Origin of the sequence: Vibrio barjaei (assembly GCF_001639065.2) — a bacterium.
Lineage (GTDB): Bacteria > Pseudomonadota > Gammaproteobacteria > Enterobacterales > Vibrionaceae > Vibrio > Vibrio barjaei.
The window spans coordinates 25,563-47,518 of record NZ_LQXO02000053.1; the positions used below are offsets into that span (position 1 = coordinate 25,563).

19 protein-coding genes are annotated in these 21,956 nt (G+C 43.2%); 12 read left to right on the plus strand and 7 right to left on the minus strand.

From position 1 onward, the window contains the following. The first annotated feature begins 41 nt into the window (after positions 1 to 41). Together AWH66_RS20740 and AWH66_RS20745 are read left to right on the plus strand one after the other, a co-directional pair. Complete coding sequence (locus AWH66_RS20740) at positions 42 to 881, plus strand: isopenicillin N synthase family dioxygenase (protein ID WP_063603666.1); 840 nt, start codon at positions 42 to 44, stop codon at positions 879 to 881. A 101-nt stretch (positions 882 to 982) separates the two neighbouring features. Beyond that, complete coding sequence (locus AWH66_RS20745) at positions 983 to 1,594, plus strand: DNA-J related domain-containing protein (RefSeq protein WP_063603665.1); 612 nt, start codon at positions 983 to 985, stop codon at positions 1,592 to 1,594. 36 nt (positions 1,595 to 1,630) lie between these two features. Here the strand turns inward: AWH66_RS20745 and AWH66_RS20750 are convergent, their stop codons facing one another. The 4 genes from AWH66_RS20750 to tesA all read right to left on the minus strand — a co-directional run bounded on the left by AWH66_RS20750 (position 1,631) and on the right by tesA (position 7,352). Continuing rightward, entirely contained in the window at positions 1,631 to 3,286 is a 1,656-nt protein-coding gene (locus AWH66_RS20750; RefSeq protein WP_063603664.1) for an ABC-ATPase domain-containing protein, read from the minus strand. 87 nt (positions 3,287 to 3,373) lie between these two features. Then, positions 3,374 to 5,236, minus strand: a complete 1,863-nt coding sequence (locus AWH66_RS20755) for a putative bifunctional diguanylate cyclase/phosphodiesterase (protein ID WP_063603663.1) — start codon at positions 5,234 to 5,236, stop codon at positions 3,374 to 3,376. Positions 5,237 to 5,409: 173 nt separating this feature from the next. Then, positions 5,410 to 6,606 carry an enoyl-ACP reductase FabV gene (gene fabV / locus AWH66_RS20760; protein ID WP_063603662.1) on the minus strand — a complete coding sequence of 399 codons (1,197 nt, stop codon included), beginning with the start codon at positions 6,604 to 6,606 and terminating at the stop codon, positions 5,410 to 5,412. A 137-nt stretch (positions 6,607 to 6,743) separates the two neighbouring features. After that, on the minus strand, positions 6,744 to 7,352 hold the full coding sequence (tesA, locus tag AWH66_RS20765; RefSeq protein ID WP_063603661.1) for a multifunctional acyl-CoA thioesterase I/protease I/lysophospholipase L1: 609 nt from the start codon (positions 7,350 to 7,352) through the stop codon (positions 6,744 to 6,746). On the opposite strand from tesA, the gene AWH66_RS20770 reads away from it, so the two are divergent. From AWH66_RS20770 to AWH66_RS20800, 7 genes are all read left to right on the plus strand, one after another. Then, complete coding sequence (locus AWH66_RS20770; RefSeq protein ID WP_063603660.1) at positions 7,351 to 8,025, plus strand: ABC transporter ATP-binding protein; 675 nt, start codon at positions 7,351 to 7,353, stop codon at positions 8,023 to 8,025. The two genes, tesA and AWH66_RS20770, sit on opposite strands and share 2 nt — an antisense overlap. Before the next feature lie 3 nt (positions 8,026 to 8,028). After that, positions 8,029 to 10,461 (plus strand): ABC transporter permease, encoded by a 2,433-nt coding sequence (locus AWH66_RS20775; RefSeq protein WP_063603659.1) that lies wholly within the window; start codon positions 8,029 to 8,031, stop codon positions 10,459 to 10,461. 253 nt (positions 10,462 to 10,714) lie between these two features. Beyond that, positions 10,715 to 12,130 carry an FAD-dependent oxidoreductase gene (locus AWH66_RS20780; RefSeq protein WP_063603658.1) on the plus strand — a complete coding sequence of 472 codons (1,416 nt, stop codon included), beginning with the start codon at positions 10,715 to 10,717 and terminating at the stop codon, positions 12,128 to 12,130. A 101-nt stretch (positions 12,131 to 12,231) separates the two neighbouring features. After that, positions 12,232 to 13,245 carry a UDP-glucose 4-epimerase GalE gene (galE, locus tag AWH66_RS20785; protein WP_063603657.1) on the plus strand — a complete coding sequence of 338 codons (1,014 nt, stop codon included), beginning with the start codon at positions 12,232 to 12,234 and terminating at the stop codon, positions 13,243 to 13,245. 492 nt (positions 13,246 to 13,737) lie between these two features. After that, on the plus strand, positions 13,738 to 14,643 hold the full coding sequence (gene rimK, locus AWH66_RS20790) for a 30S ribosomal protein S6--L-glutamate ligase (RefSeq protein ID WP_038226968.1): 906 nt from the start codon (positions 13,738 to 13,740) through the stop codon (positions 14,641 to 14,643). After that, positions 14,644 to 15,663 (plus strand): succinylglutamate desuccinylase/aspartoacylase family protein, encoded by a 1,020-nt coding sequence (locus AWH66_RS20795; RefSeq protein ID WP_038226967.1) that lies wholly within the window; start codon positions 14,644 to 14,646, stop codon positions 15,661 to 15,663. A gap of 4 nt (positions 15,664 to 15,667) precedes the next feature. Next, positions 15,668 to 16,105, plus strand: a complete 438-nt coding sequence (locus AWH66_RS20800) for an ATP-dependent zinc protease family protein (RefSeq protein ID WP_031495458.1) — start codon at positions 15,668 to 15,670, stop codon at positions 16,103 to 16,105. 123 nt (positions 16,106 to 16,228) lie between these two features. On the opposite strand, the gene AWH66_RS20805 is transcribed toward AWH66_RS20800, so the two are convergent. Continuing rightward, complete coding sequence (locus AWH66_RS20805; protein ID WP_063603656.1) at positions 16,229 to 16,597, minus strand: MaoP family protein; 369 nt, start codon at positions 16,595 to 16,597, stop codon at positions 16,229 to 16,231. Between the two features lie 256 nt (positions 16,598 to 16,853). Between AWH66_RS20805 and AWH66_RS20810 the strand changes: the two genes are divergently transcribed. Next, positions 16,854 to 17,741, plus strand: a complete 888-nt coding sequence (locus tag AWH66_RS20810) for a LysR family transcriptional regulator (RefSeq protein WP_063603655.1) — start codon at positions 16,854 to 16,856, stop codon at positions 17,739 to 17,741. Positions 17,742 to 17,821: 80 nt separating this feature from the next. Here AWH66_RS20810 and AWH66_RS20815 read toward each other — a convergent pair whose 3' ends face one another. Next, positions 17,822 to 19,204, minus strand: coding sequence for an MATE family efflux transporter (locus tag AWH66_RS20815; protein ID WP_063603654.1), 1,383 nt, complete (start codon positions 19,202 to 19,204; stop codon positions 17,822 to 17,824). A 72-nt stretch (positions 19,205 to 19,276) separates the two neighbouring features. Between AWH66_RS20815 and AWH66_RS20820 the strand changes: the two genes are divergently transcribed. Beyond that, positions 19,277 to 20,179, plus strand: coding sequence for a helix-turn-helix transcriptional regulator (locus AWH66_RS20820; protein ID WP_063603653.1), 903 nt, complete (start codon positions 19,277 to 19,279; stop codon positions 20,177 to 20,179). A 24-nt stretch (positions 20,180 to 20,203) separates the two neighbouring features. On the opposite strand, the gene trxC is transcribed toward AWH66_RS20820, so the two are convergent. Then, complete coding sequence (trxC, locus tag AWH66_RS20825) at positions 20,204 to 20,638, minus strand: thioredoxin TrxC (protein WP_063603652.1); 435 nt, start codon at positions 20,636 to 20,638, stop codon at positions 20,204 to 20,206. 180 nt (positions 20,639 to 20,818) lie between these two features. Between trxC and AWH66_RS20830 the strand changes: the two genes are divergently transcribed. Continuing rightward, on the plus strand, positions 20,819 to 21,907 hold the full coding sequence (locus tag AWH66_RS20830) for a ketoacyl-ACP synthase III (protein WP_063603651.1): 1,089 nt from the start codon (positions 20,819 to 20,821) through the stop codon (positions 21,905 to 21,907). Positions 21,908 to 21,956: the final 49 nt, after the last annotated feature.

The window sequence follows — 21,956 nt, forward strand, 5'->3', positions numbered from 1 at the left end:
CTAACATCTGCGTCAAATCATAACGACAAGAAAGCAAAGTCATGAAATTAGAAACGGTTGATTATTTAGCACCAGATGCAGCGGAACAATTTGTACGTTCATTAAGAGAAACAGGATTTGGGGTTCTTAAAAACCATCCGATTCCTCAAGAACTTGTAGAGTCGATTTATCAGAACTGGCACACGTTTTTCAGCACAGAAAGGAAGAATGAGTTTCACTTTAACGTAGAGACTCAAGACGGTTATTTTCCACCTAGCGTGTCTGAAGTTGCTAAAGGGCACTCAGTTAAGGATATTAAAGAGTACTTCCATGTCTATCCTTGGGGACAGATCCCAGAAGAACTAAAAGAGCAAATCTTGGATTACTATCGAAGAGCTAATGAATTCGCTGCTGAGCTTCTTGGCTGGGTAGAAGAGTGTGCACCAAAAGAAGTGAGTGACAAGTTTTCGATTGAACTGTCTGAGATGATCAAGAACAGCGAAAAAACGTTACTACGCGTACTGCATTATCCACCAATGACAGGGAACGAAGAGCCTGGAGCGATTCGTGCTGCTGCCCACGAAGATATTAACCTACTGACGGTTTTACCAGCGGCAAATGAACCGGGTCTTCAAGTCATGACAAAGGATGATGAGTGGCTGGATGTTCCATGTGACTTCGGAAACCTAATCATAAACATCGGTGATATGCTGCAAGAGGCAAGTGGTGGGTATTTCCCGTCTACGACTCACCGTGTGATCAATCCTACGGGTGAGAAGCAAGAGAAGTCGCGTATTTCATTACCACTATTTTTGCACCCAAATCCAGAGGTTGTACTGTCAGATAAATACACAGCTGATAGTTATCTAATGGAACGATTGAGAGAGTTAGGTGTTATCTAACGAATAGAATCAAGGTCAGCTTTATGCTGGCCTTTTTTGTGTATTCAAGGAGTGGAAGTGCTAATCTCTAAATGAAGACACAGTGTAATAGGAGAGGATGATTGACAGGATCTAAAGATTGCCAAGTCCAATCTCATCGACAAGCAGATAACCCTCTGCTTTGGTCGGTATTACATTTAATTGAGAACAATGTGGATGGTTTGAAAATTCATACCTTAGCTTCTCAACTCACTGACGCAGGCTTGATACCGTCACTGGATGAGTCTCCAGAAAAAGACCTGTTCAAACGAAACTTCTTACTAATGAATGCCCTGTATCAGCTACAAGAGTTACTGATACCCGAGAAGTGGTTGCAAGTCGAAGCTATGGACATTCAACTTTTCTCTTACCGTTCCGCGGAGCACGCAATAGATAAAAATAACCCATTGAGAGAATACTATCTGGATTGGTCACACTATGAGGCTGATACAGGAGAGGTAAAACGATTGTTAGAGGATTTTTGGCAACGGTACAAAAATTTTGTTGGTGTTTCATCTGTGACAATGTCACGAAGTGTTGCGCTTAAGTGTTTTGAATTAAATGAATGGGCGACGCAAAAAGAGATAAGACAAGCGTGGCGTAAACTAGCCCTTAAGTGGCATCCGGATCGTGAAGGTGGTGATGCGGAGAAGTTTAGGCGTTATTGCGAAGCTTGGTCGCTATTGAAGGAGTAGTGAGTCTAAAGACTCACTACATTTGGCATTACGTAATTAACGCGGCTGACGCATTTTAGCTGCTCTGAGGCGGTTTAAAGTTGCTAACGTATCAACCAATCTTGGCCTCGCAAGATCACCTGAATTTGGCATCGTCGCACTCCAATCACCTTGAAGTAGTTCGGATAGCGCCTTTGGTGGATGTATTGACCAACCTGGTTGTTGTGCTAGTTGGAACAAAAGCCAGCCAATTGCATTGAGCTCCGAATTCGATTCAAGCTGCTCCAATGCTTGGACATCAATGAACTCTTTTCCAAATCTCAAACTGTTTGCGCTTTTGCCAGATACTCTGAATTTTCCATCAATCAATAGCTGTTGTAGGTGTGCGCAATCAACATGACGAGGTGGAATCAGTTCCAGAGGTTTCTCACATTCATTCTGCCTCTCAGTTGGATGAAGCGCGATGACTTGCTGCGCTTTCTCTGTGACATCAATCGCCTGATAGTCATGCATTTGAATCACAGTATCCGCAACATCTAGGTAGTCGCCAGAACCGCCCATGACGATGATAGTTGAAATGTCGAGCTCATCTCTTAACTGTCCAACACGGTCAACAAATGGCGTAATAGGCTCGTCACCTTTAGACACTAGTGCTTGCATACGCTCATCACGAATCATGAAGTTCGTCGCTGAGGTATCTTCATCAATCATGATAGCGCTGGCACCTGCCTCAATGGATTCTTGTAGCCATGCTGCTTGAGACGTAGAACCTGAAGCATCTTGGGTGCTGAAATCAGTGGTTTGTTTACCAAACGGCAGATGATTAATGTAATTACTCAAGTTCAAATTATGAATTGAGCGTCCGTCTTCCGCTTTAATTTTGCATGAATCCGCATCGGTGACGATCCCTTCGCGACCATCTCCAGGGATATGATCGTAAATAGAGCGTTCAAGTGCGTTAAGCAACGTCGATTTACCATGGAAGCCGCCACCAACGATTAACGTGACACCTTTGGTGATACCCATACCTTTGATATAACCCTGATTGGGACGATGTAACGTTACTTCGAGTGATTCTGGTGACGTGAATGGGATGGCGTCTTTCATTGGTAAATCACAGTTACCTGCGATTCGTGGTAACACACTGCCATTGGCAACGAAGGCAATTAAGTTATTTGCAGCAAGCTGCTCACGTAGTGCTACCTGATCTTCCACTACTTCGCAGTGCTTCTTCAGCTCTTCTAAGTTTAATTCGCGTTCTAATGTCGCTTTACGAATATATTTTGGTAGATGGAACGTCAGCATATTAATGGCTTTCTTCGCTAAGATGCTGCGACCTTCCGCTGGCAAGTTAACGCGAAAACGAAGCTCAATCCCTTCGTCGGTAAAAATAACGGCCGTTGAGTCCATCACCGTTTGACCGGTTAATGAAATGGAGACATTATTTTCTTGCTTTGCAAAAGCAGCAAATTGACGAGCAATATAGTCTCGCGCGGCAATTTGATAGGCTGAAGACTGATCCTTTAACCATTCAAGACCGCTTGGTGCCCATTGTCTGAATGCACGTACACGTGATGCGGCCGCGTATGGGTCTGATTGAACATGGTCTATATGAAAATCAAAGTCAGAGAAATCGTAACTACCTTTGATTTGCTGGTAAGCACGATAATTTTGCTTCTCGATTTTTTTAAGTTTGGCGATTAATAGATCCATGTCGAATGTCTCGAATTTCTTAAGGTTGGTGCGCGATTATAGGAGCCTCACTGCTGTGGGTAAAGCTCTAAGCTTTAAAATAAAAGTTTATCGAATAATATAGAGTTTTGGTGGCGGATATTGTTTTTCAAGCTGAGACTCAAATATGTCGCGTGGCATAGGTTTGGCATAGTAGAAGCCTTGGGCTATATCGCATTGCTCTGCGCATACAAAGCGATGTTGCGCTAGTGTTTCTACGCCCTCAACGACAACTTGCTTGTCCAGCTTTTTAGCTACGTTGATAATAGAGCGTAGTATGGTTTTGTCTTGTGGGTTGTATAGAACATTGGCTAGAAATTCTTTGTCGATTTTGATTGAATCAAAGGGAAGCTTCCTTAAATAACTAAATGACGCATATCCAGTACCAAAATCATCAAGTGCAAATTTGACGCCGCTTTGCTTCAATTGACTGATGTTGCTGTAAGCAACGTCGAAATTGGAGACTAGACAGCTCTCCGTGAGCTCCAATTCTAAGTTTTTAGCGGGTAATTCATTATGAGTTAGCATTTCTAGAACTCTGTCTGCAAACAGTGGAGAACAAATTTGTTTGGCTGATACATTGACGGATAAAACAAAGTTCGGAGCAATCTCAATCCATTCTGACGCTCTATCTATCGCATTCCTTAGAACGAAATAGCCGACTTCAACGATTAAACCATTTTGTTCCGCCATGTGTATTAATGCTTCGTTAGATACATCTCCCAATACAGGATGCTTCCAACGCAAAAGAACTTCTGCTCCTACCCATTTTTCGCTGCTTAAGTCTACCTTCGGTTGAAAATGAAGAATGAGGTCATCATTCCTAACAGCTTGCAGTAGATAGTGTTCCAGCTGATTGAATTGTTTTTGCTCTTCGTGGTCCGCTTCGGTATAGGTATTAACCAATGATCCAGACTCTTTGCAAGAGACTGCAGCTTGGTAAGCGTTGTTGATGAGTTGAGACGCATTGTTAGTATGGTAGGAGTTTGCTACTCCCATAAAGACATGGAAGTGAACCTCTTGATCTTTAAATCCTAAACCTTTGCGAGCAACGCTAGACAGTTGGCGACATAAGTTGGGTAGGAAGTGTTCATCAAGCGAAGGGACTATGGTCGTTAACGCTAATTCCGTCGTTGATATTCTGGCGTAATAATGAATGTGCGGTGTTGTTTTACTTATCTTTTGTTCGAATAGTGACAGTAATGTATCGAACCCGTCACAGCCTATTCGCGCTTGTATGCGTTCTCCATTGGTTATTTGCAAAAGAATAACCGATAGGTAAGCATCGCCTTCAATAATGGTTCTACTTTTAAAGCATGCTTTGATGGCATTCTCGAGTCCTAACCTGTTCAACATGTTTGTTGTGGAGTCATGATTAAGCTGGTACTGCATTTGGCGAGTAAGTCTAGCGTTTTCGGATTTGAGGTGTTGCAAGTGTTGCTCTAGATTATCGATGTGTTTTTTTTGATTGCTAAGCTCGTTCCTATGGCAGACTTTCAACATGTTTAGTTCTTCATGCATACTCTTGGTAGAGATTAGCGATTCGATCTCAGTAACAATGATATTGAGAGTGTTTGTAATCCGCGTGTTTGGCTTCCCGATAATAAAAGCGATACCAAGTTGCTGTTTGTCTTTACCATAAAATGCGAGGTGTTTTACCGATAGGTTTGAAGCACTGAGATTTAGTGTTTCAACTAATGCTGTGAAATAGTGGGCAGGTGATGTTGGAACAGAAGCGTTGTTGAGCGCAAAGTCTTTGAGATCTGTTTTTTCTGATGATTCAGATAAGGTGATAAATTTCAACGGCAGTCGGTCTCCTTCGCAGATGCAATAGCCCCATGCAGTAAAGGGGACATCAAGCAAAGAGATGAGATTTTGAATCTTACGAATATCCTTATTCGTGAGCTCGCCAGAATTGTTTTTTTCTATCATAGATTTTTTCCACATCCTGTGGGGCGCAATCATGTATCTGATGATGTGCTTCTTACTTCATTATAATCAGTAGTTGCTTATTGCAGGGGTAATCTCGGAAGGTTAAGTGAGCATCGGATGGTAAGAATGATCACGGTCTCACTTTTGAGACCGTGAAACGGGAAAGGCAACAACTAGGGTTGTAGGCGATAGAGAGCTTCTACGTCAACCTCTTTGGTGTAATCGACACCATCAAGGGCAAATCCATTTAGGTTTAAGAATGTTCGCTGGAAACCTTCAAAATCACCAACGGATTTGAAATTGTCTGCGTCCATTTGGTCGAGTAGTTTACCTACTTGATTTTGAATATCTGGATCCAGTTCCCAATCGTCCATTCGAATCAAACGCTCCCCGTCAACTGGAATTTTGCTTTGGCCGTAGAGTTTGGTGGAGAACAAACGTTGCATCTGCTCAATACACTCTTCGTGTTTACCTTGTGCTTTCATAGTCTTGTATAAAGCAAGTAGGTAAGGGCTCAGACCTGGGATAAACACACTCGCTTTAGTAACAAGTGCTTTGCAAACCGTAGCGTAAGCGTTGCCATTGAAATTAGACAATTCTAAGTTTAAGGCATGGCTAGTTTGGTGTAAGTCCACTTTCGCCCGACCAAGAGTTCCGTCCAAATAAATAGGGTGCGTCACTGCTGGGCCGATATACGAGAATGCAATAGTTTTGAATCCATCAGCGACAGAGTCAGAATTAACCAGAGTATCGATCCAGCTTTCCCAATCTTCACCGCCCATGACTTTGAGAGTGCCTTCAATTTCTTCGTCGTTAGCCGGCTCTAAAGTGGTGCCTTCCCATTGTTCAGTTTCTAGGTTGATAGTTGCCCCAGAAACAGATTCCCCAATAGGCTTAATTGCAGAGCGCCAGAAGCCACCTTCGTTATTTGGTCTTACTCCAGTAGCAAGGCTGTATATAACCAGATCCACTTCTCCTTCAAAGTAAGTTTCAATAGCTTCTATTACTTGTTCTCTTACGTCTGCTGAAAATGCGTCTCCAACGATGTTAATAGCGCGTTGACCAGCTTGCTCTGCGCGTTTCTTGAAGTAAATGTTATTGTACCATCCGGCAGACCCGATACCTTTCTCAGAAGGCCCCCGCTCGAAGGACACTCCAATGGTATCTGCTTTAGCACCACCAAATGTAAGAGCAATTCTTGCTGCTAATCCAAAACCAGAAGATGCACCAATAATGAGTACTCGTTTAGGTCCGTTCTTGATCGGATCGGCCGACTTTACGTAATCAATTTGGTTATCGACCGCCTTTTTACAGCCCTCTGGGTGGGCTGACCGTGCGACGACACCGCTGATAATCGGTTCAATTATCATTTATACAACCTATCTAAGACGATGATAAAGGAACAGAATAACGTAAAGTGTTGTAAATTATATTGAGCTAGGGCATCAAAAAGGTGAATCTGATGCCCTTAAATTGAAGAAACTTTAAAAAAGTTTCAATGTGAGAGTCAAAGGTGGGGCTGCATGCTTTCAGCTACAAACTGAGCGATGAAAGGCTGTGCTTCTGGTTTTGGGTGCAATCCGTCTTCCATCATCCATTCAGGCTTGATGATGACTTGTTCTAAGAAAAAGGGTAGCAAAGGAACCCCGGATTCTTGAGCAAGGTCAGGATAGATTCCCTCAAACATCGACGCATAGCGTTTTCCATAGTTTGGTGGAATACGGATTTGCATCAGAAGAACTTTTGCTCCTGCTTCTTGACTCATCTTAATCAACGAGGCCAAGTTGTTCTTGATTATGTTAGGCTGGAAACCTCTTAGGCCGTCGTTAGCACCTAATTCTATTAGGATGTAATCTGGCGAATGTTGTTTAAGAAGTCCTGGGAGCTTGGCGAGGCCATTGCTCGTAGTATCGCCTGAAACACTGCCGTTGATGACCGTCATTGGTTCATCACCTGATGATAACTCGTCAGATAACATCGTTGGCCAGCTCTGTTCTGCGCGCATGTTGTAACCTGCGCTTAAGCTGTCCCCGAGAATGAGTAACGTTGCCGCTTTTGCATGAAAAGAGGCCAAGGAAATAACAATTAAAACGAAATAGGATAGTTGCCGAATCATGAGTTCTTCCATAATCAAAGCTGAATCAGTGACCAAAGTAGTGTCTACGAAAACGGAACATTTAACAATCCTGGAGAATGTAAATCTGTCTATTCAGGAGGGTGAGAGCATCGCAATCGTAGGGACATCGGGTGCTGGTAAGTCAACCTTGATGACTTTGTTAGCCGGCTTGGATGTACCGTCAGCTGGGACGATTCGGTTACTCGAACAAAACATATCGGGTCTTGATGATGAGGCTCGAGCCAAGATACGCAGTGACCATTTGGGTTTTGTGTTCCAAAGTTTTTTACTGATCCCAAGTCTATCTGCTTTAGGTAATGTGACATTACCTTGTCTTTTGAAAGGAGAAGATGAGGATACTGAGAAAGCTAAGGCGCTGTTAGAGTCGGTCGGTCTTGGTCATCGTATCGATCATTTGCCATCGCAATTGTCAGGGGGAGAACAACAGCGTGTTGCTATTGCCAGAGCATTTATGACTAGTCCCAAAATCCTTTTCGCCGATGAGCCGACAGGAAACTTAGACCAAAATACGGCGCATAAAATCGTTGAGCTACTTTTTAACCTTAACAAAGAGCATGGTACGACATTGGTGTTAGTGACCCATGATTTAACGCTAGCGAAACGTTGTGATCGCGTATTCCACATGAATGCTGGAAAGTTGGAAGAGGAATAAGCGATGGCTCAAGGAGGACTTAACAAAAGGTTGGTTAGTTGGAGCATTGATGAAATTAGGCAGGGGCAACTTTGGCCAATTGCTATCTCACTCACTCTAATCATTGCCTGTATCTTTGGCTTAGCAGCACTTGCAGAAAGGATGGAGCAAGTCATTGTCAAGCAGGGCAAAGATGCACTTACCGCTGATACGGTATACATCACTGCGAACCCAATAACGCCAACCAATCAACAATATATTGAGTCCTCTGGACTCAACGTTTCTTTTTACACTCGCTTTGCCACGATGTCTTTTAGTGATAATGGCATGCAGCTTATTACCGTTAAGGCAGTCGACGATAGATTTCCGTTGAGAGGAACATTAACGCTTGCAACCGATACGGGTACCCAGCATCGCGTGAAGCCGGGAGAATTATGGTTGGACAGCCGTATCGCTGAGCAGCTTGGTGTTAGTCAAGGTGACGTTGTCACTGTTGGCGACGCGGATTTAGCGGTGAGTGGGGTCATCTTGGAGGAACCCGGTATTAGCTTTAATCCGTTCCAGCAGATGCCTACTGCATATATTCATCAAGATTCCGTAGATGCTACGGGTGCGGTGCAATTGGGCAGTCGTGTACAATTCAGGGCTTATCTAACGGGTGACGATGCCGCGATTACAACCTTAAAAGACCAGATAGAGTTAACGCCAAGTGATCGATGGCGAGACCAAAGCTCCGGTAGTCGTACTAATGAAATATTCGATCGAACCACTCAGTACTTGTCTCTTACGGTCGCTATCATCATTATTATGGCGGCAACAACGTTAGTTTTGACGTGTCAAAATTACGTGCAGAGCAGAAGGCAAACTGTCGCTATGTTAAAGAGCTTAGGAGCAAGCAAAGCATGGTTAGTTCGCTGGCTCAGTATTCAAACTCTGTTGCTGGTGGCATTAGCGATCTTTGCAGGTTTGGTACTGGGTACGCTTCTAGAAACGTTATTGCGATTGCCACTGACTGACTTGCTACCCGATCCACTTCCGAGTTATGGCATGACGCCAGCGTTCATCGCAGTCGTTTCTAGCTTGTGTATCGGCGTACCAGCTTTGGGTATACCATTGTACAAACTTATATCAGTCTCTTCTGTAGAGGTGTTGCAAAGCGCAGATGAGAAGCGTGGTGGGTTCATCTACCTATTGATTCTAGTTCCGCTCATTCCTTTGCTTATCGCTTATCGCGATAACAACTTAGTGTGGATAGTTCTCGCGGGTATCGTTGGGCTGTTTCTAGTTCTTGGGGCGATCAGCGTTGTTTTTACCTTGCTTCTTTCAAAAGTGTCGCTTCCAGTTTCGATGAAATTGGCGGTCAGCCGCATCAACCGTAGTAAGCGCCATACTGGGCTTCAATATGGTGCTCTAGGTCTGTCATTAATGTTGTTGACTACCATCTGGTTAGTTCGAAGTGACTTATTAAGTGATTGGCAGCGAACATTGCCAGCAGACGCTCCTAATGCGTTTGCGCTTAATATAGGCGAGCATGAGAAGCAAACTTATCTAGAGGCACTCGACGGCAACAACATCCAGCGTTCAGAGGCGTTTCCTATCTCTAGAGGCAGGCTGACTGAGATTAATGGGGAAGACGCTCAGTCTCGACAAAAGCAAGGGCTAGAACAAGAAGATGCCTTAAGTAGGGAGCTTAACTTTACTTATGCTATAACTCTTCCGACTTATAATGAAGTACTGGAGGGGGAATGGACTGAAACAAACGGTGTTTCTGTAGAGAAAGAGGTCGCTGAAAACCTGAATCTTAAACTTGGGGATGAGCTTGGGTTCACTATCAATGGGCAAAAAGTAACGGCAAAAATTAACTCCATTCGTTTTGTTGAGTGGCGCGATATGAAGCCAAACTTCTACTTCATCTTTACCCCTGATGTGTTGGCTGATATCCCTAGCGCGTGGTTAGTTAGCTTTCGACTAGAAGACAAAGATAATGCTCTGATTGGAGAATTATCACGAAATCATCCAACGGTGAGTTTAATGGACATTCGTTTGATGGGAGAGAAGATTCAAGGTTTACTTAGCCAAATAGTCTGGTCAATTACCGTATTAGCTGCCTTGGGTGTTTTATCTGGGGTGTTGCTCATCTTTACTTTACTTCGTTTGAGCTTATCTCAAAGACAAGCAGAGATTCGTTTGTACCGTACACTTGGTGCCAGTCGAAAACGAATTGTTCGGACAATATGGGCTGAGTACGGCATTATGGCGATAACAGCTGGTTTCGTCGCTACTTTTGGCGCAGAAGTCGTAGTTGGATCGATCATGAAGTTCGGTTTTGAATTGCCGTGGAGTTGGCATTTATCCACGTGGGTAATGGTACCTGCAATCGCTTTCGTCACGTTAGCACTAGTGTTATTTTCATTGATACGACAGATGCTTACTACAAGTCAGAAGCAGTTTGCTTAATAGTTAGCCACCGATTTTGATGAGTTATCCACAAAATCGGTGGATAAAGTCTTGGATAACTCGATAGTAAAATTACTGGCATAAAACTGTAACCATTGATTTATCGGTAATGGAAAGGAATTTCACTCAAAATACACATTGGTTTGAGTTATACACTGAATTACTGTCAAGAAAAACATCACAAAAATAGTGATTTTTTTTAATAAATTAAAAGGCTAAAATTGACCTCCTTTATAACGCCGATAACTAAGCGATGAACAGAGATTTAGCGGTGGCAACCAGCGGTAAAAGAGTTGCAATCATTGGTGGAGGTGTAGCTGGTTCGACAGTGGCACTTTATCTAGCAAAGCAAGGGCTAAGTGTTTCGCTGTTTGAAAAAAACAACAACCTAGTTAGCGGCCCACCAATTTGTCATCTGCATGCTGGTGGCAATCTGTATCGTGAGCTTTCCCAGCAACAATGTCTCGATTTGCTAGTGCAGTCGATAGACTTCGTGAAGTTCTTTCCCGCTACAGTCAATAAGCGTCCCACCGTTATAGCCGTCCCCAAAAATGATGATGGTACGCCGGAGTCTTTATTACCTCGTTTAGAACTACTTCGAGAAAGCTACCTGCAATTAGTGACAGCGAATCCAGCTAACCAAGTGCTGGGTAGTCCTGAAGACTATTTTCATGAGTTTAGCTTTGCGCAATTGAAAGCCTTGGCATCTCTTGAAGCTCCAAAAAAACCTTCCACGATCGATGAGTGGTTAATACCTTTCGCAAAGCATGCTGATTTGAACAAGCTTAAGTATCCAGTTTATGTAGTACAGGAATATGGCCTAAGTCTGTTTCGCGTAGCGGCATCAGTCGAGCTCTTTTCTGATAACCTAGAAAACCTGGACATTCAAACGGGTCGCTGCATTCAGTGTGTTTCTCAACTGGGTGATGGGTATAGATTGCAATTTGAAAATGGTCATGAAGCTCATTTTGATTTTGTCATTAATGCCTGTGGCTTTAGAACGGGCATAATTGATGATCAACTGAAATTATCACGAAAGCGTCTTGTTGAGTTCAAAGCCGCTTATGTCACTCAATGGCAAAGTCATAAGAACGAAAAATGGCCAGAAATTATTTTTCATGGCAAGCGTGGTACGCCACAAGGTATGGCTCAGTTGACGCCTTATCCAGGCGGGTACTTTCAACTTCATGGTATGACTAAGAACATTACTTTATTTAATGAAGGACTTGTCAAGTCCACCTCAGAGAGTGCACAGCCTCAATTGCCGCAAAACCTAATTAACAAAGTCGACAAAGGTTGGTCTTTGGAAGTTCAAACGCAGCGAGCTTGCAACGCGATACAACACCTTAGTCAATATATTCCTTGTTTTGAAACCGCTGAACCAGCAGGAACACCTTTGTACGGTGCGCAGCAAATTCCAGGCAACGACCCAAGCCTTCGCGCTGCAGATGTGAGTTTTGAAGGAGAGCGATATGCTCGACTGGAAATTGTAAAAGCCTCTTCCGCGCTACTTGCAGGTAAGAAGATCGCTGAAAAATGGTTTGGTATCCATCCCGATAAAGGTAATAACGTGGACGCAGTAATTGAGGACGTTAATGCTATTGAAGCACGTGCGAAACTAATCGCGTTGAGTCGAGGATACCCTGAAGAGTTGGCAGTCGCCTATTAATCAATCAATTAAAGATAAATTTGAGTAATTCTCACCATTGATAGTCGTAATTCAGTTTTGATTGCATATAATCCTTTGTAGATGAGACATGGAGTTGGCAAATGAATGTTTTAGTTACTGGTGGGGCTGGTTACATAGGTAGCCACACATGTGTGCAGTTAATAAATGCAGGTATGGCGCCTGTCATTTTCGATAACTTATACAATGCAAAAGCAGCTGTGTTAGACAGAATAGAAAAAGTGTCTGGTACACGGCCTACATTTGTCCAAGGTGATGTACGCGATAAGTCAGCGCTATTGGAAGTTCTGCAAACGCACAATATCAACTCAGTTATTCATTTTGCTGGACTAAAAGCGGTTGGTGAATCTGTCGAAAAACCTCTTGAGTATTACGATAACAACGTTAACGGTACCTTAGTTTTAGTAGACGCGATGAGAGAAGCGGGCGTTAAGCACCTGGTGTTCAGTTCATCAGCGACAGTTTATGGTGATCCAGCTTCTGTTCCTATCACAGAGAGCTTCCCTACAAGTGCTACCAACCCTTACGGCCGAAGTAAGTTAATGGTTGAAGAGTGTTTGACAGACTTTCAGAAAGCCAACCCAGACTGGACGATTACTTTGCTGCGTTATTTCAACCCAGTAGGGTCACACCCAACCGGAGAAATGGGGGAAGATCCTCAAGGGATCCCTAACAACTTAATGCCATTTGTCTCGCAGGTTGCTGTTGGACGTCGTGATTTTCTTTCGGTATTTGGTAATGACTATCCAACGCCAGATGGTACCGGCGTTCGTGACTACATTCATGTTATGGATTTAGCCGATGGCCATATTGCGGCTCTCAAAACGCTGAACAATCAAAAAGGATTGCATGTCTATAACCTTGGAACGGGTAATGGTTCGAGTGTATTAGATATGGTTAAGGCGTTTGAGTTAGCTTCAGGAAAACAAGTACCTTACAAGATTGTAGAGCGTCGCCCTGGCGATATTGCGGAGTGCTGGGCGGACCCAAGTAAAGCTAACAAAGATTTAGGTTGGGTGGCTACGCGTTCATTGCAAGATATGACAACGGACGGTTGGAAGTGGCAATCGCAAAACCCAGAAGGGTATCCGGAATAATGTTTTATTAACATTGAATTATTGCTGATAACAATTGAGCGCATAATGCGCTCTTTTTTGATCTAGATCTCCTTAAGCAGTGAATAAAAAGTATGAAATTGTTGTAATTTTGATAAAATGGTATCAGTACTTAATTTTATTTATGAAATAACTTTTTAATCTAAGGGGAACTCAATGGAGTTAGCACTCATCATTACTTTCGTAGTTGCAGCAGTAGTAATGGTTAAGAAAGAAATGGCTAATAAGTAATATTCATTCTAACACTTTGATTACATACCTTTTATCTGAATGAATTTATTAACAAAAACCGGCGGAAGCCGGTTTTTTTATGCCCAAAATTTGCGTAACTAACGATAAAAATAAATTGTCGTAACGGTCAAAAACAATCGTTGTATTTTTATCGACTAAACTCTTAAGGTGCACGCTCTTTCCGGTCGTCCGATACCGGGGTTTCACACTCATAAAACTAAACATCTATAAGAGGATACTGCCATGCGCATTGCGATTCTATCTCGCAACGAAAACTTGTACTCAACTCGCCGCCTAAAAGAAGCAGGGGAAGCGAGGGGACATCAAGTGGATATCATTGATACCCTGCATTGCTATATGGATATTACTAGTAGTAACTCTAAAGTCCGTTATATGGGTGAGGAGTTACCTCAATACGATGCAGTTATTCCACGAATTGGCTCGTCTATTACGTTCTATGGAACAGCAGTAGTACGACAGTTTGAAATGATGGGCACATTCTGTGTAAACGAGTCGGTTGCGATCAGCCGTTCACGTGACAAGCTTCGCTCATTGCAACTGCTATCACGCAAAGGTATCGGTCTGCCAAGAACTGGTTTCGCTAGTAAGCCAGATGATATTCCAGATCTTATCAAGAATGTTGGTGGAGCACCGCTTGTCATCAAGTTGCTAGAGGGTACTCAAGGAATCGGTGTGGTACTTGCAGAAACTCACAAAGCAGCTGAGAGTGTTATCGAAGCGTTCATGGGCCTTAAAGCAAACATCTTGGTACAAGAGTTCATTGAAGAAGCTAACGGCGCTGATATTCGTTGTTTTGTCGTCGGTGGCAAAGTAATTGCGGCGATGAAACGTCAAGCGGCAGAAGGTGAATTTCGTTCAAATTTACATCGCGGTGGTAGTGCTCAGCTTATTAAGCTTTCTAAAGAAGAACGCGCGACAGCTGTAGCTGCGGCTAAAGCGATGGGACTGAACCTTTGTGGTGTTGATATTCTACAATCCAAAAATGGCCCAGTAGTGATGGAAGTTAACTCATCACCAGGCCTAGAGGGAATTGAAAACGCGACAGGTAAAGATGTGGCGGGCTTAATTTACGAATTTATCGAGAAAAATGCCAAGCCTAACAACAACAAAACAAAAGGACGTGGTTAAATGGCAAAAGAGCTTGTCATTGCGGGCGTAGAAATACGCCCGGGAGAGCGTAAAGAAATAGATATACCAGTAGCTAAGCTGTATACCGATGCAGAAGTATCAATACCAGTGCAGGTCATTCGTTCTAAAAAAGAAGGCCCAGTGGTGTTTGTCAGTGCAGCGGTGCATGGTGACGAGTTGAATGGTATCGAAATTATTAGTCGTCTTATCGCAGAGAACCTAAAACTCCAGAATGGTACATTAATTTATGTACCTATGGTGAATGTCTACGGCGTATTAAACCAAAGCCGTTACATGCCAGATCGCAGAGACCTCAATCGCTGTTTTCCTGGCTCAAAGAAAGGTTCTCTGGCAGGTCGACTAGCTCATACTTTCTTAGAAAGCATTGTCGCACATTGTGATTATGGTATTGACTTACACACAGGCGCGATTCATCGGTCTAATTTGCCACAAATTCGTGCCAACCTTGAAGATGAAGAAACTAAGCGTCTCGCGGAAGCATTTGCAGTACCTGTATTGTTGAATGCAAACATCCGCGATGGTTCTTTACGCGAAGCTGCTGTAAATCATGGTGCTCGAGTGCTGCTTTATGAAGCCGGTGAAGCGTTACGTTTTGACGAACTATCGATTCAGACTGGCGTTAAAGGCGTTTTAAGAGTGCTCAAAGCACTTGGCATGATTCGTAAGCGTGTCTCTAAAGCGAAAACTGAGCCGTTTATTGCTAACCGCAGTGATTGGACTCGTGCAGACGCTAGTGGATTTGTTAAAGAGTACGTACAACTGGGCTCTATGGTTGAGAAAGGCGAAACATTGGCAGATATCAATGGCCCGTTAGGAAATAATATCAGCCAAGTAAAATCCAACCGTACGGGGATCATCATTGGCAAGCAGAACATTCCTTTAGTACAGGAAGGTGAAGCTATGTATCACATTGCGTATTTTGGAGATAGCGCAGAAGAGGTATTTGAACATATCGAAATCATGCAAGAGTCGATTGTTCCTGTAGAACCGAGCATGTAACACTATGCCAAACACATATAATGACAGAATGATAATTGGCAACTTGGAAGTGTGCAGTCTTCCTGAGTTGGGAATATTTGATCTCGAAGTTCGTATTGATACCGGGGCCAAAACTTCGTCTCTTCATGTGGACAACCTTGAACGCTTCAAACGTGATGGGCGCATGTACGTTCAATACGATCTTCATCCAGATATCTATCATTTGGAAGAAATCGTACACTGTGAGTCACTTATCCACGACTCAAGGCGTATCAAATCATCCAATGGTGATTCAGAGCAACGTTGTGTAATTCAAACGCTATTCCGATTAGGAGACAGGGAGTGGCCAATTGAAATTACATTAAGTAATCGTCAGGATATGTCATATATGATGTTATTAGGACGTGAAGCTATGGCCGACAAAGTTTATGTAGACCCAAGCAGAGCGTTTCTGATTGATTAATTAAACCGCCTTCGGGCGGTTTTTTGTGATTCGATGTTGGGAAGAATATACGAGAGTTTGCGGGGCGAAAAAAAAGTAGAGCACTTGGCTCTACTTTGTGTTTAGGAGGAAAGATCACAATACTTATGCTGGCTCTAGAACGTCATCGTTATCCATATCATAATCATAGTCTTTCGAAGCTTCGTGAAACTTCGATTTACTATTTAAAGTGTGGAACGCTCGTCTTCCGCGTGCTAAGCGAACGTATTTAAGCCAAGTATGTTCCAGTTTAGATTTCGCCTTACTCGGGTTAACGATCACTTTAGTGAAGTGTTTCTCTTCAGCGTTCTCTGGAGAAATATCACCGCGCTCAAGCGCAAGCATAGTTTCACCATAAGTCACTAAGATATCTTCTTCCAAAAGTGTAAAATCTCCCGATTTAGCGAATCCGCGTGGAAACTTTACTGCATCATAAAAACGTTTCTTGCCGTGGCGAAATTGAGTTTCAGTCATAGAGACCTCAAAGCAAATAGGTAGTAAAGCAAGGTAATTCAGGTGGCTCCGTAACAATCCAAAGAAAGTCGACTTAACCGTTGAATCCCGTGTTGGTTCGATGCTGAAAATAGTGTGAAAACGACAAGAAAGGAAACGAATTGTTTTTGTCGAAATCACAAAATTTCTTTATGCTTAAGACAGCATAACTGTGTAAGAATACTGAGCTAACTTTTTCGCTAGCTCAACTACTTAGAATCTGTTTAAGAGTCATTTTATGGACGTAAAAGTATTTCAAACTTTCCTCGAAGTCGCGAAGGAAAAGCACTTTGGCCGCGCATCAGAAAATCTTTACATTACTCAGGCCGCTGTGAGTGCTCGCATCAAACAACTAGAGGAATACTTTGATACTAGGTTGTTTACTAGGCACCGAAACAACATCCAACTAACGTCGGCAGGCCAAAGGCTAGTAGGTTACGCAGAAGTAATGGTATCGACGCTCAAGCAAGCGACGTTTGACTTATCATTAGAGAGTAATAAAGCGTTGCAATTAACGATAGGTGGTACACCCAATATATGGGATGCCTACTTACAGAACTGTTTAAGCATCGTCACTGACTCGTTAACGGGGTATGGCTTTGTTGCTGAGTCTCTTGGTCGTGAGCAGCTAAATAGGAAACTACTGGAGCGAACATTAGATCTCGCATTCTCTTTTGACCCATTTAAAGTCGAAGAGTTTAAAAGCCATCAGATTGCTGAATTGACGCTAGTATTGGTGTCAACAGAACAACGCAATCTTGATGAAGCCTTTAAAGATAAATACGTTTATGTGGATTGGGGAACCCAATTTGCTTTTGAGCATGCGGACAGACACCCGAATATTCCAGCACCATATTTACGTACCTCAACAGGTCGAATTGCTTTAGATTTTATTCTTGAGAAGGGCGGTTGTGCGTATTTGCCATCTTCGTTGGTGGAGCCTTTCTTAGACTCTGGACAGCTCTATCAAGTCGAAGGGTCTGAAGTATGGTCCCGTCCTTTATTTATCAGTTACCGTAAAAACAGCACGTCTATAGAGGCGATACTTCAAGTAGAAAAACTGGTTAATACTATTGAGCCAACGACCAGTTATTTAATGCAGCAGGCTGGGGAAAATACGGATTAAGTAACAACTTTGCGTACTCTAGTAACATATAGCAAAAGGCTTCACCTAAACAAGTGAAGCCTTTTTGATTTTGCAGATTATTAAGCACTAACCACGGTTAAATTATTCATCCAATAACGTTTTAAATAACGATGGAAACACAAAGCAAACTTAACTACTTCTTCAAAAAGCATACAGGCATAGACAACCTGAAATTCAAGTCCGAATACAAACGCTGCGGTTGCGGTGAGTGGTAGCCCCACAGTCCACATTGCAATGAAATCCATTCTTAAACAAAACTTATTGTCTCCGCCAGCTCTTAGAATGCCATTGATAATAATAAGGTTCAGCATGCGTAACCATATCGCACAACACAGAATGAACATAGCGGGTGCAGCAAGCGGATAAAGTTCATCGGTGGTTAAGTTCAGCCACTCAAGAATGACTTCACGACCGAGCAGTAGAATCGCTCCTGTGACGATTCCAAACAAGAACACCGCTTTAATAAAGAACTTAGACATACTGAATGCCTGTTCAAATTCGTCTCTGCCTAAGGATTGACCAAGCAGCACAGAGCAGGCAACCGAAATACCAAAAAACAGTGAATAACACAGCGACTCAAATGGACCAATCATGCTAAAAACAGCGAGTTCCGTAGTGCCCATATGACCAAATATCACTTGGTACATGAGTGTACCCATTGCCCACAAAATAGCGTTAAGCGTGGTCGGCACCGCGAGTTTTTTATAAGAACCCCAGAGTCGCTCAGTGTTCTCAAGTTTTGCTTCTTTAAGAAGCCAATGGTTACGACGGTTGAGATAAATCCAGATGAAAATTACCTGAAGTAATCTGGATATCGTTGTCGCTAATGCAGCACCTGCTACACCCATTGGAGGGACACCCATACCGCCTTTAATTAACCAGAAGTTGAGGGCAATGTTGATAAAGATTGTCATAGCCCCAAGAATTAAAGGCGTGACAGCGTCACCGGATGAGCGCATGGCTGATTCCGCTACAATCACCACGTGGGTTAATATAAGTACCGGAAATGCATACCATAAATAGGTTGCACCAAGCTCGATAACGGTAGCGTCGTTGGTTTGCAGCATCATAATAAAACTGGAGAATAGCGTGATACCTAGGGTCACGGGCACCAGCAGTTTTGCTCCGAACTCCATTGAAAGCTGGGTGATGGTTTTGGCGCTACGTTTGTCGTTACGTCCCCAATACTGAGCAACAAGTACACCGTTGGCTGAAGCCATTCCAGCCATGATCATAATAGCGACAAAGTGCCATTTAGAGGCAATGCCGACTGCAGCAGTCGCTTCCTTACCAAAATCACTGACCATCAGTACATCCGCCAGTGCCAAAATTGCAACAAGTGCACTTTGAATTGCGACGGGGAAACCAAGCTTGACCACAGAAGAGAGAAGATGGTTTTGAGAAGCCTTGTTAGATGACTTAAGATAGGTTTTAGTTGTCATAGCAGCCCTCCTGAAAGTGTGATTTGAATCATATAAACGGAGGTAATATAAGAAAATTGGGACGTCAAAACCATGTTCAAAAATAGACAAAACCTGTGCAAATCCGTCATTGATGAATTTAACATCAAGTCTGAGTGGATAGATGAAGTCTTTTTATCGGAGGCATGTGAAGAACGCTTCCTTTCGTCCAATGATATCCCTGAGTTTATTCCAGAAGATATCTTTATGGCTGGAATGGCAAACCTGATTGAAGGCTACCATGTGGAGCGCAAGGGCATTGATGTACACACGGTATTATTCACAATCGAAGGCGGTGGCGTGTTAATGACGGAAGATTTTGTTGCTCCTATTGAGCCATACTCGATAGTCGTATTACCTGCACACACCCCATATCGATTTGAGATCAACCCTCAATATAAACATTGGCGTATGATCTGGTTTCTACCTAAAGCTCGACCACGCTGGCAACCGTTATCTGATTTAGGACAGAAGGTGCTGCCATTTCATGGCTGTGAACGGATTTGGGCCTTAATGACACTTCTGTATTTGGAAATTGGTGGTAGAGCAAGCTATCGAAAACTGCTAGTAGGGGAAGTGTGTCGTATTATTACTGGGTTTGAGTCGCAACCAACCGATTCAACAGTGCGAGTACAAGCCCTGTTCAGCCAAATTGAAGGCCAGCTTCATCTACCATGGACCGTTAAGAATATGGCGAATAAGACGTTTTTAAGTGAAGAGCAACTCTCGCGAATATGTAAGCGGCTTTACAACGTGTCACCACGAACAAGACTAATAAACCTGCGTATGGAAAAAGCGTGTGATTTGCTAAGAAATAACGATTGGTCAATTGCCATGATTGCGGAGCGATTAGGATATCGCGATCCGTTCAATTTTACTCATAGGTTCACAAAACATATGGGTAGTTCACCGAGTGCATATCGTAAACAAGTCATGCAATCGAATGAAGAAAGATAGAGCGCGTCTGCGCTCTAATAGTGGTTATTTTGCAATAGCTTGCTCTAACCATTGGTCGAACTGACCTTTTGGTAGAGCACCATTGATTACGTCTACGCGCTGACCATTTTTAAAGATCATAATGGTCGGAATACTTCTGATTTGAAATTGAGCTGCCAGTTGTTGCTGTTGTTCAGTATCAATTTTAATGAATCGTACCTGACCTTTGAGTTCTTCGGCGGTTTGTTGGAACACGGGCGCAAAACCAACGCAAGGATTGCACCACGTTGCCCAAAAATCGACAACAACGGGCTGCTTGCTGTTTAAAAGCGCGGAGAAGTTGTCTGACGTGCCTTCAATTGGTTGTCCATCAAGAAGTGGCGCTTTACAACGACCACAATTAGGTGATTCGGTGATTCTTTCTGCGGGTAAACGATTAAGTCCGTTGCATGATGGGCAACGGGTATTGATAGTCGACATGGTCTCTCCCAACCGTGAATTGAATTTATGAAATTAGGCTTCTGTGAGCCTTAGATTATGAGTATACTCGAAGCTCTTAGAGTCGGGATAGACAAGTTATTATTGAAACTTATCACAGTGAGTTGATTGATATTATTTGTCTATCTCGATTGACGAAAACTATAAAAAAATAGGTACAGAATGACAACATTTTACGCCGAAATCACTGGTTGGGGTAAGTGCCTTCCACCAGCGATCTTATCTAACCACGATCTTAGCACTGTAATGGAAACATCCGATGAGTGGATTAGAACCCGTACTGGTATAGAAAATCGTCGCATCAGCCATGTCAATACTTCTGAAATGGCAACCGTTGCTGCTAAGCACGCAATGGCATGTGCTGGAATCACGGCAGACGAAATAGATTTGATTATCGTCGCTACCTGTTCTCCAGATTCTCTGATCCCTAATACTGCATCGCGCGTTCAGCAAAACTTAGGTGTTCCAGCCGCCGCAGCGTTCGACTTAAATGCGGCTTGTACTGGCTTTGTTTATGGCCTTGAAACAGCTACGAAACTGATCCAATCAGGTAACTATCGTAATGCAATCGTTATTGGCGCTGAGCGCCTATCGTTCTTCATTGACTGGAGTGAGCGTGATACCGCCGTATTATTCGGTGATGGCGCAGGTGCTGCAGTATTATCACGTACTGAATGCAAAGTTGGTCTTCAAGATGCACAGATTGGCTGTGACGCGAAAGGTCGCGATATTCTCGCGGTTCCAGCTTTTGGCACGTCAATGGAACGCTTTGCAGCAGATAACGGTTACTTTGAATTTAATTTCATTGGTAAAGAAATCTTCAAGCGTGCAGTAAAAGGAATGGGGGCGGCAGCCAACACCGTTTTGACTCGTTCTAACCTAACTAAAGAAGATATCGATGTTGTAATTCCGCATCAAGCTAATATTCGTATTATTCAAACCTTGTGTGATTTGTCTGGGATTGACCAAGATAAAGCATTCGTTAACATTCAAAACTACGGCAACACTTCTGCTGCGACTGTGCCAATCGCTCTTTGTGAAGCAATGGAGCAAGGGAGAGTTAAACCAGGAGATAACTTGTTACTTGCGGCGTTTGGTGCGGGTCTGACATGGGGCGCTGGCCATATCAAATGGGGCGAGAGAGTCGAGCCCATTGGAAGTAGCGATGCTGCATTGCCACCGTGTGACAAGTCTGCGCTAGAGCTGATGAAAACGGCAATTGAGCATTGCCACAATAAACCAGCCAAATAATGCTGCTGTGAAATAAAAGAGCCAGAGATCCTTCTCTGGCTCCTGCCTA

Coding starts and splice junctions, on each gene's coding strand:
- AWH66_RS20775 (WP_063603659.1), top strand. CDS start 8,029: ATGGCTCAAGGAGGACTTAACAAAAGGTTGGTTAGTTGGAGCATTGAT.
- fabV (WP_063603662.1), bottom strand. CDS start 6,606: ATGATAATTGAACCGATTATCAGCGGTGTCGTCGCACGGTCAGCCCAC.
- AWH66_RS20740 (WP_063603666.1), top strand. CDS start 42: ATGAAATTAGAAACGGTTGATTATTTAGCACCAGATGCAGCGGAACAA.
- AWH66_RS20820 (WP_063603653.1), top strand. CDS start 19,277: ATGTTCAAAAATAGACAAAACCTGTGCAAATCCGTCATTGATGAATTT.
- AWH66_RS20755 (WP_063603663.1), bottom strand. CDS start 5,236: ATGATAGAAAAAAACAATTCTGGCGAGCTCACGAATAAGGATATTCGT.
- AWH66_RS20750 (WP_063603664.1), bottom strand. CDS start 3,286: ATGGATCTATTAATCGCCAAACTTAAAAAAATCGAGAAGCAAAATTAT.
- AWH66_RS20830 (WP_063603651.1), top strand. CDS start 20,819: ATGACAACATTTTACGCCGAAATCACTGGTTGGGGTAAGTGCCTTCCA.
- trxC (WP_063603652.1), bottom strand. CDS start 20,638: ATGTCGACTATCAATACCCGTTGCCCATCATGCAACGGACTTAATCGT.
- AWH66_RS20815 (WP_063603654.1), bottom strand. CDS start 19,204: ATGACAACTAAAACCTATCTTAAGTCATCTAACAAGGCTTCTCAAAAC.
- AWH66_RS20770 (WP_063603660.1), top strand. CDS start 7,351: ATGAGTTCTTCCATAATCAAAGCTGAATCAGTGACCAAAGTAGTGTCT.
- AWH66_RS20800 (WP_031495458.1), top strand. CDS start 15,668: ATGCCAAACACATATAATGACAGAATGATAATTGGCAACTTGGAAGTG.
- AWH66_RS20805 (WP_063603656.1), bottom strand. CDS start 16,597: ATGACTGAAACTCAATTTCGCCACGGCAAGAAACGTTTTTATGATGCA.
- AWH66_RS20795 (WP_038226967.1), top strand. CDS start 14,644: ATGGCAAAAGAGCTTGTCATTGCGGGCGTAGAAATACGCCCGGGAGAG.
- rimK (WP_038226968.1), top strand. CDS start 13,738: ATGCGCATTGCGATTCTATCTCGCAACGAAAACTTGTACTCAACTCGC.
- tesA (WP_063603661.1), bottom strand. CDS start 7,352: ATGATTCGGCAACTATCCTATTTCGTTTTAATTGTTATTTCCTTGGCC.
- AWH66_RS20810 (WP_063603655.1), top strand. CDS start 16,854: ATGGACGTAAAAGTATTTCAAACTTTCCTCGAAGTCGCGAAGGAAAAG.
- galE (WP_063603657.1), top strand. CDS start 12,232: ATGAATGTTTTAGTTACTGGTGGGGCTGGTTACATAGGTAGCCACACA.
- AWH66_RS20780 (WP_063603658.1), top strand. CDS start 10,715: ATGAACAGAGATTTAGCGGTGGCAACCAGCGGTAAAAGAGTTGCAATC.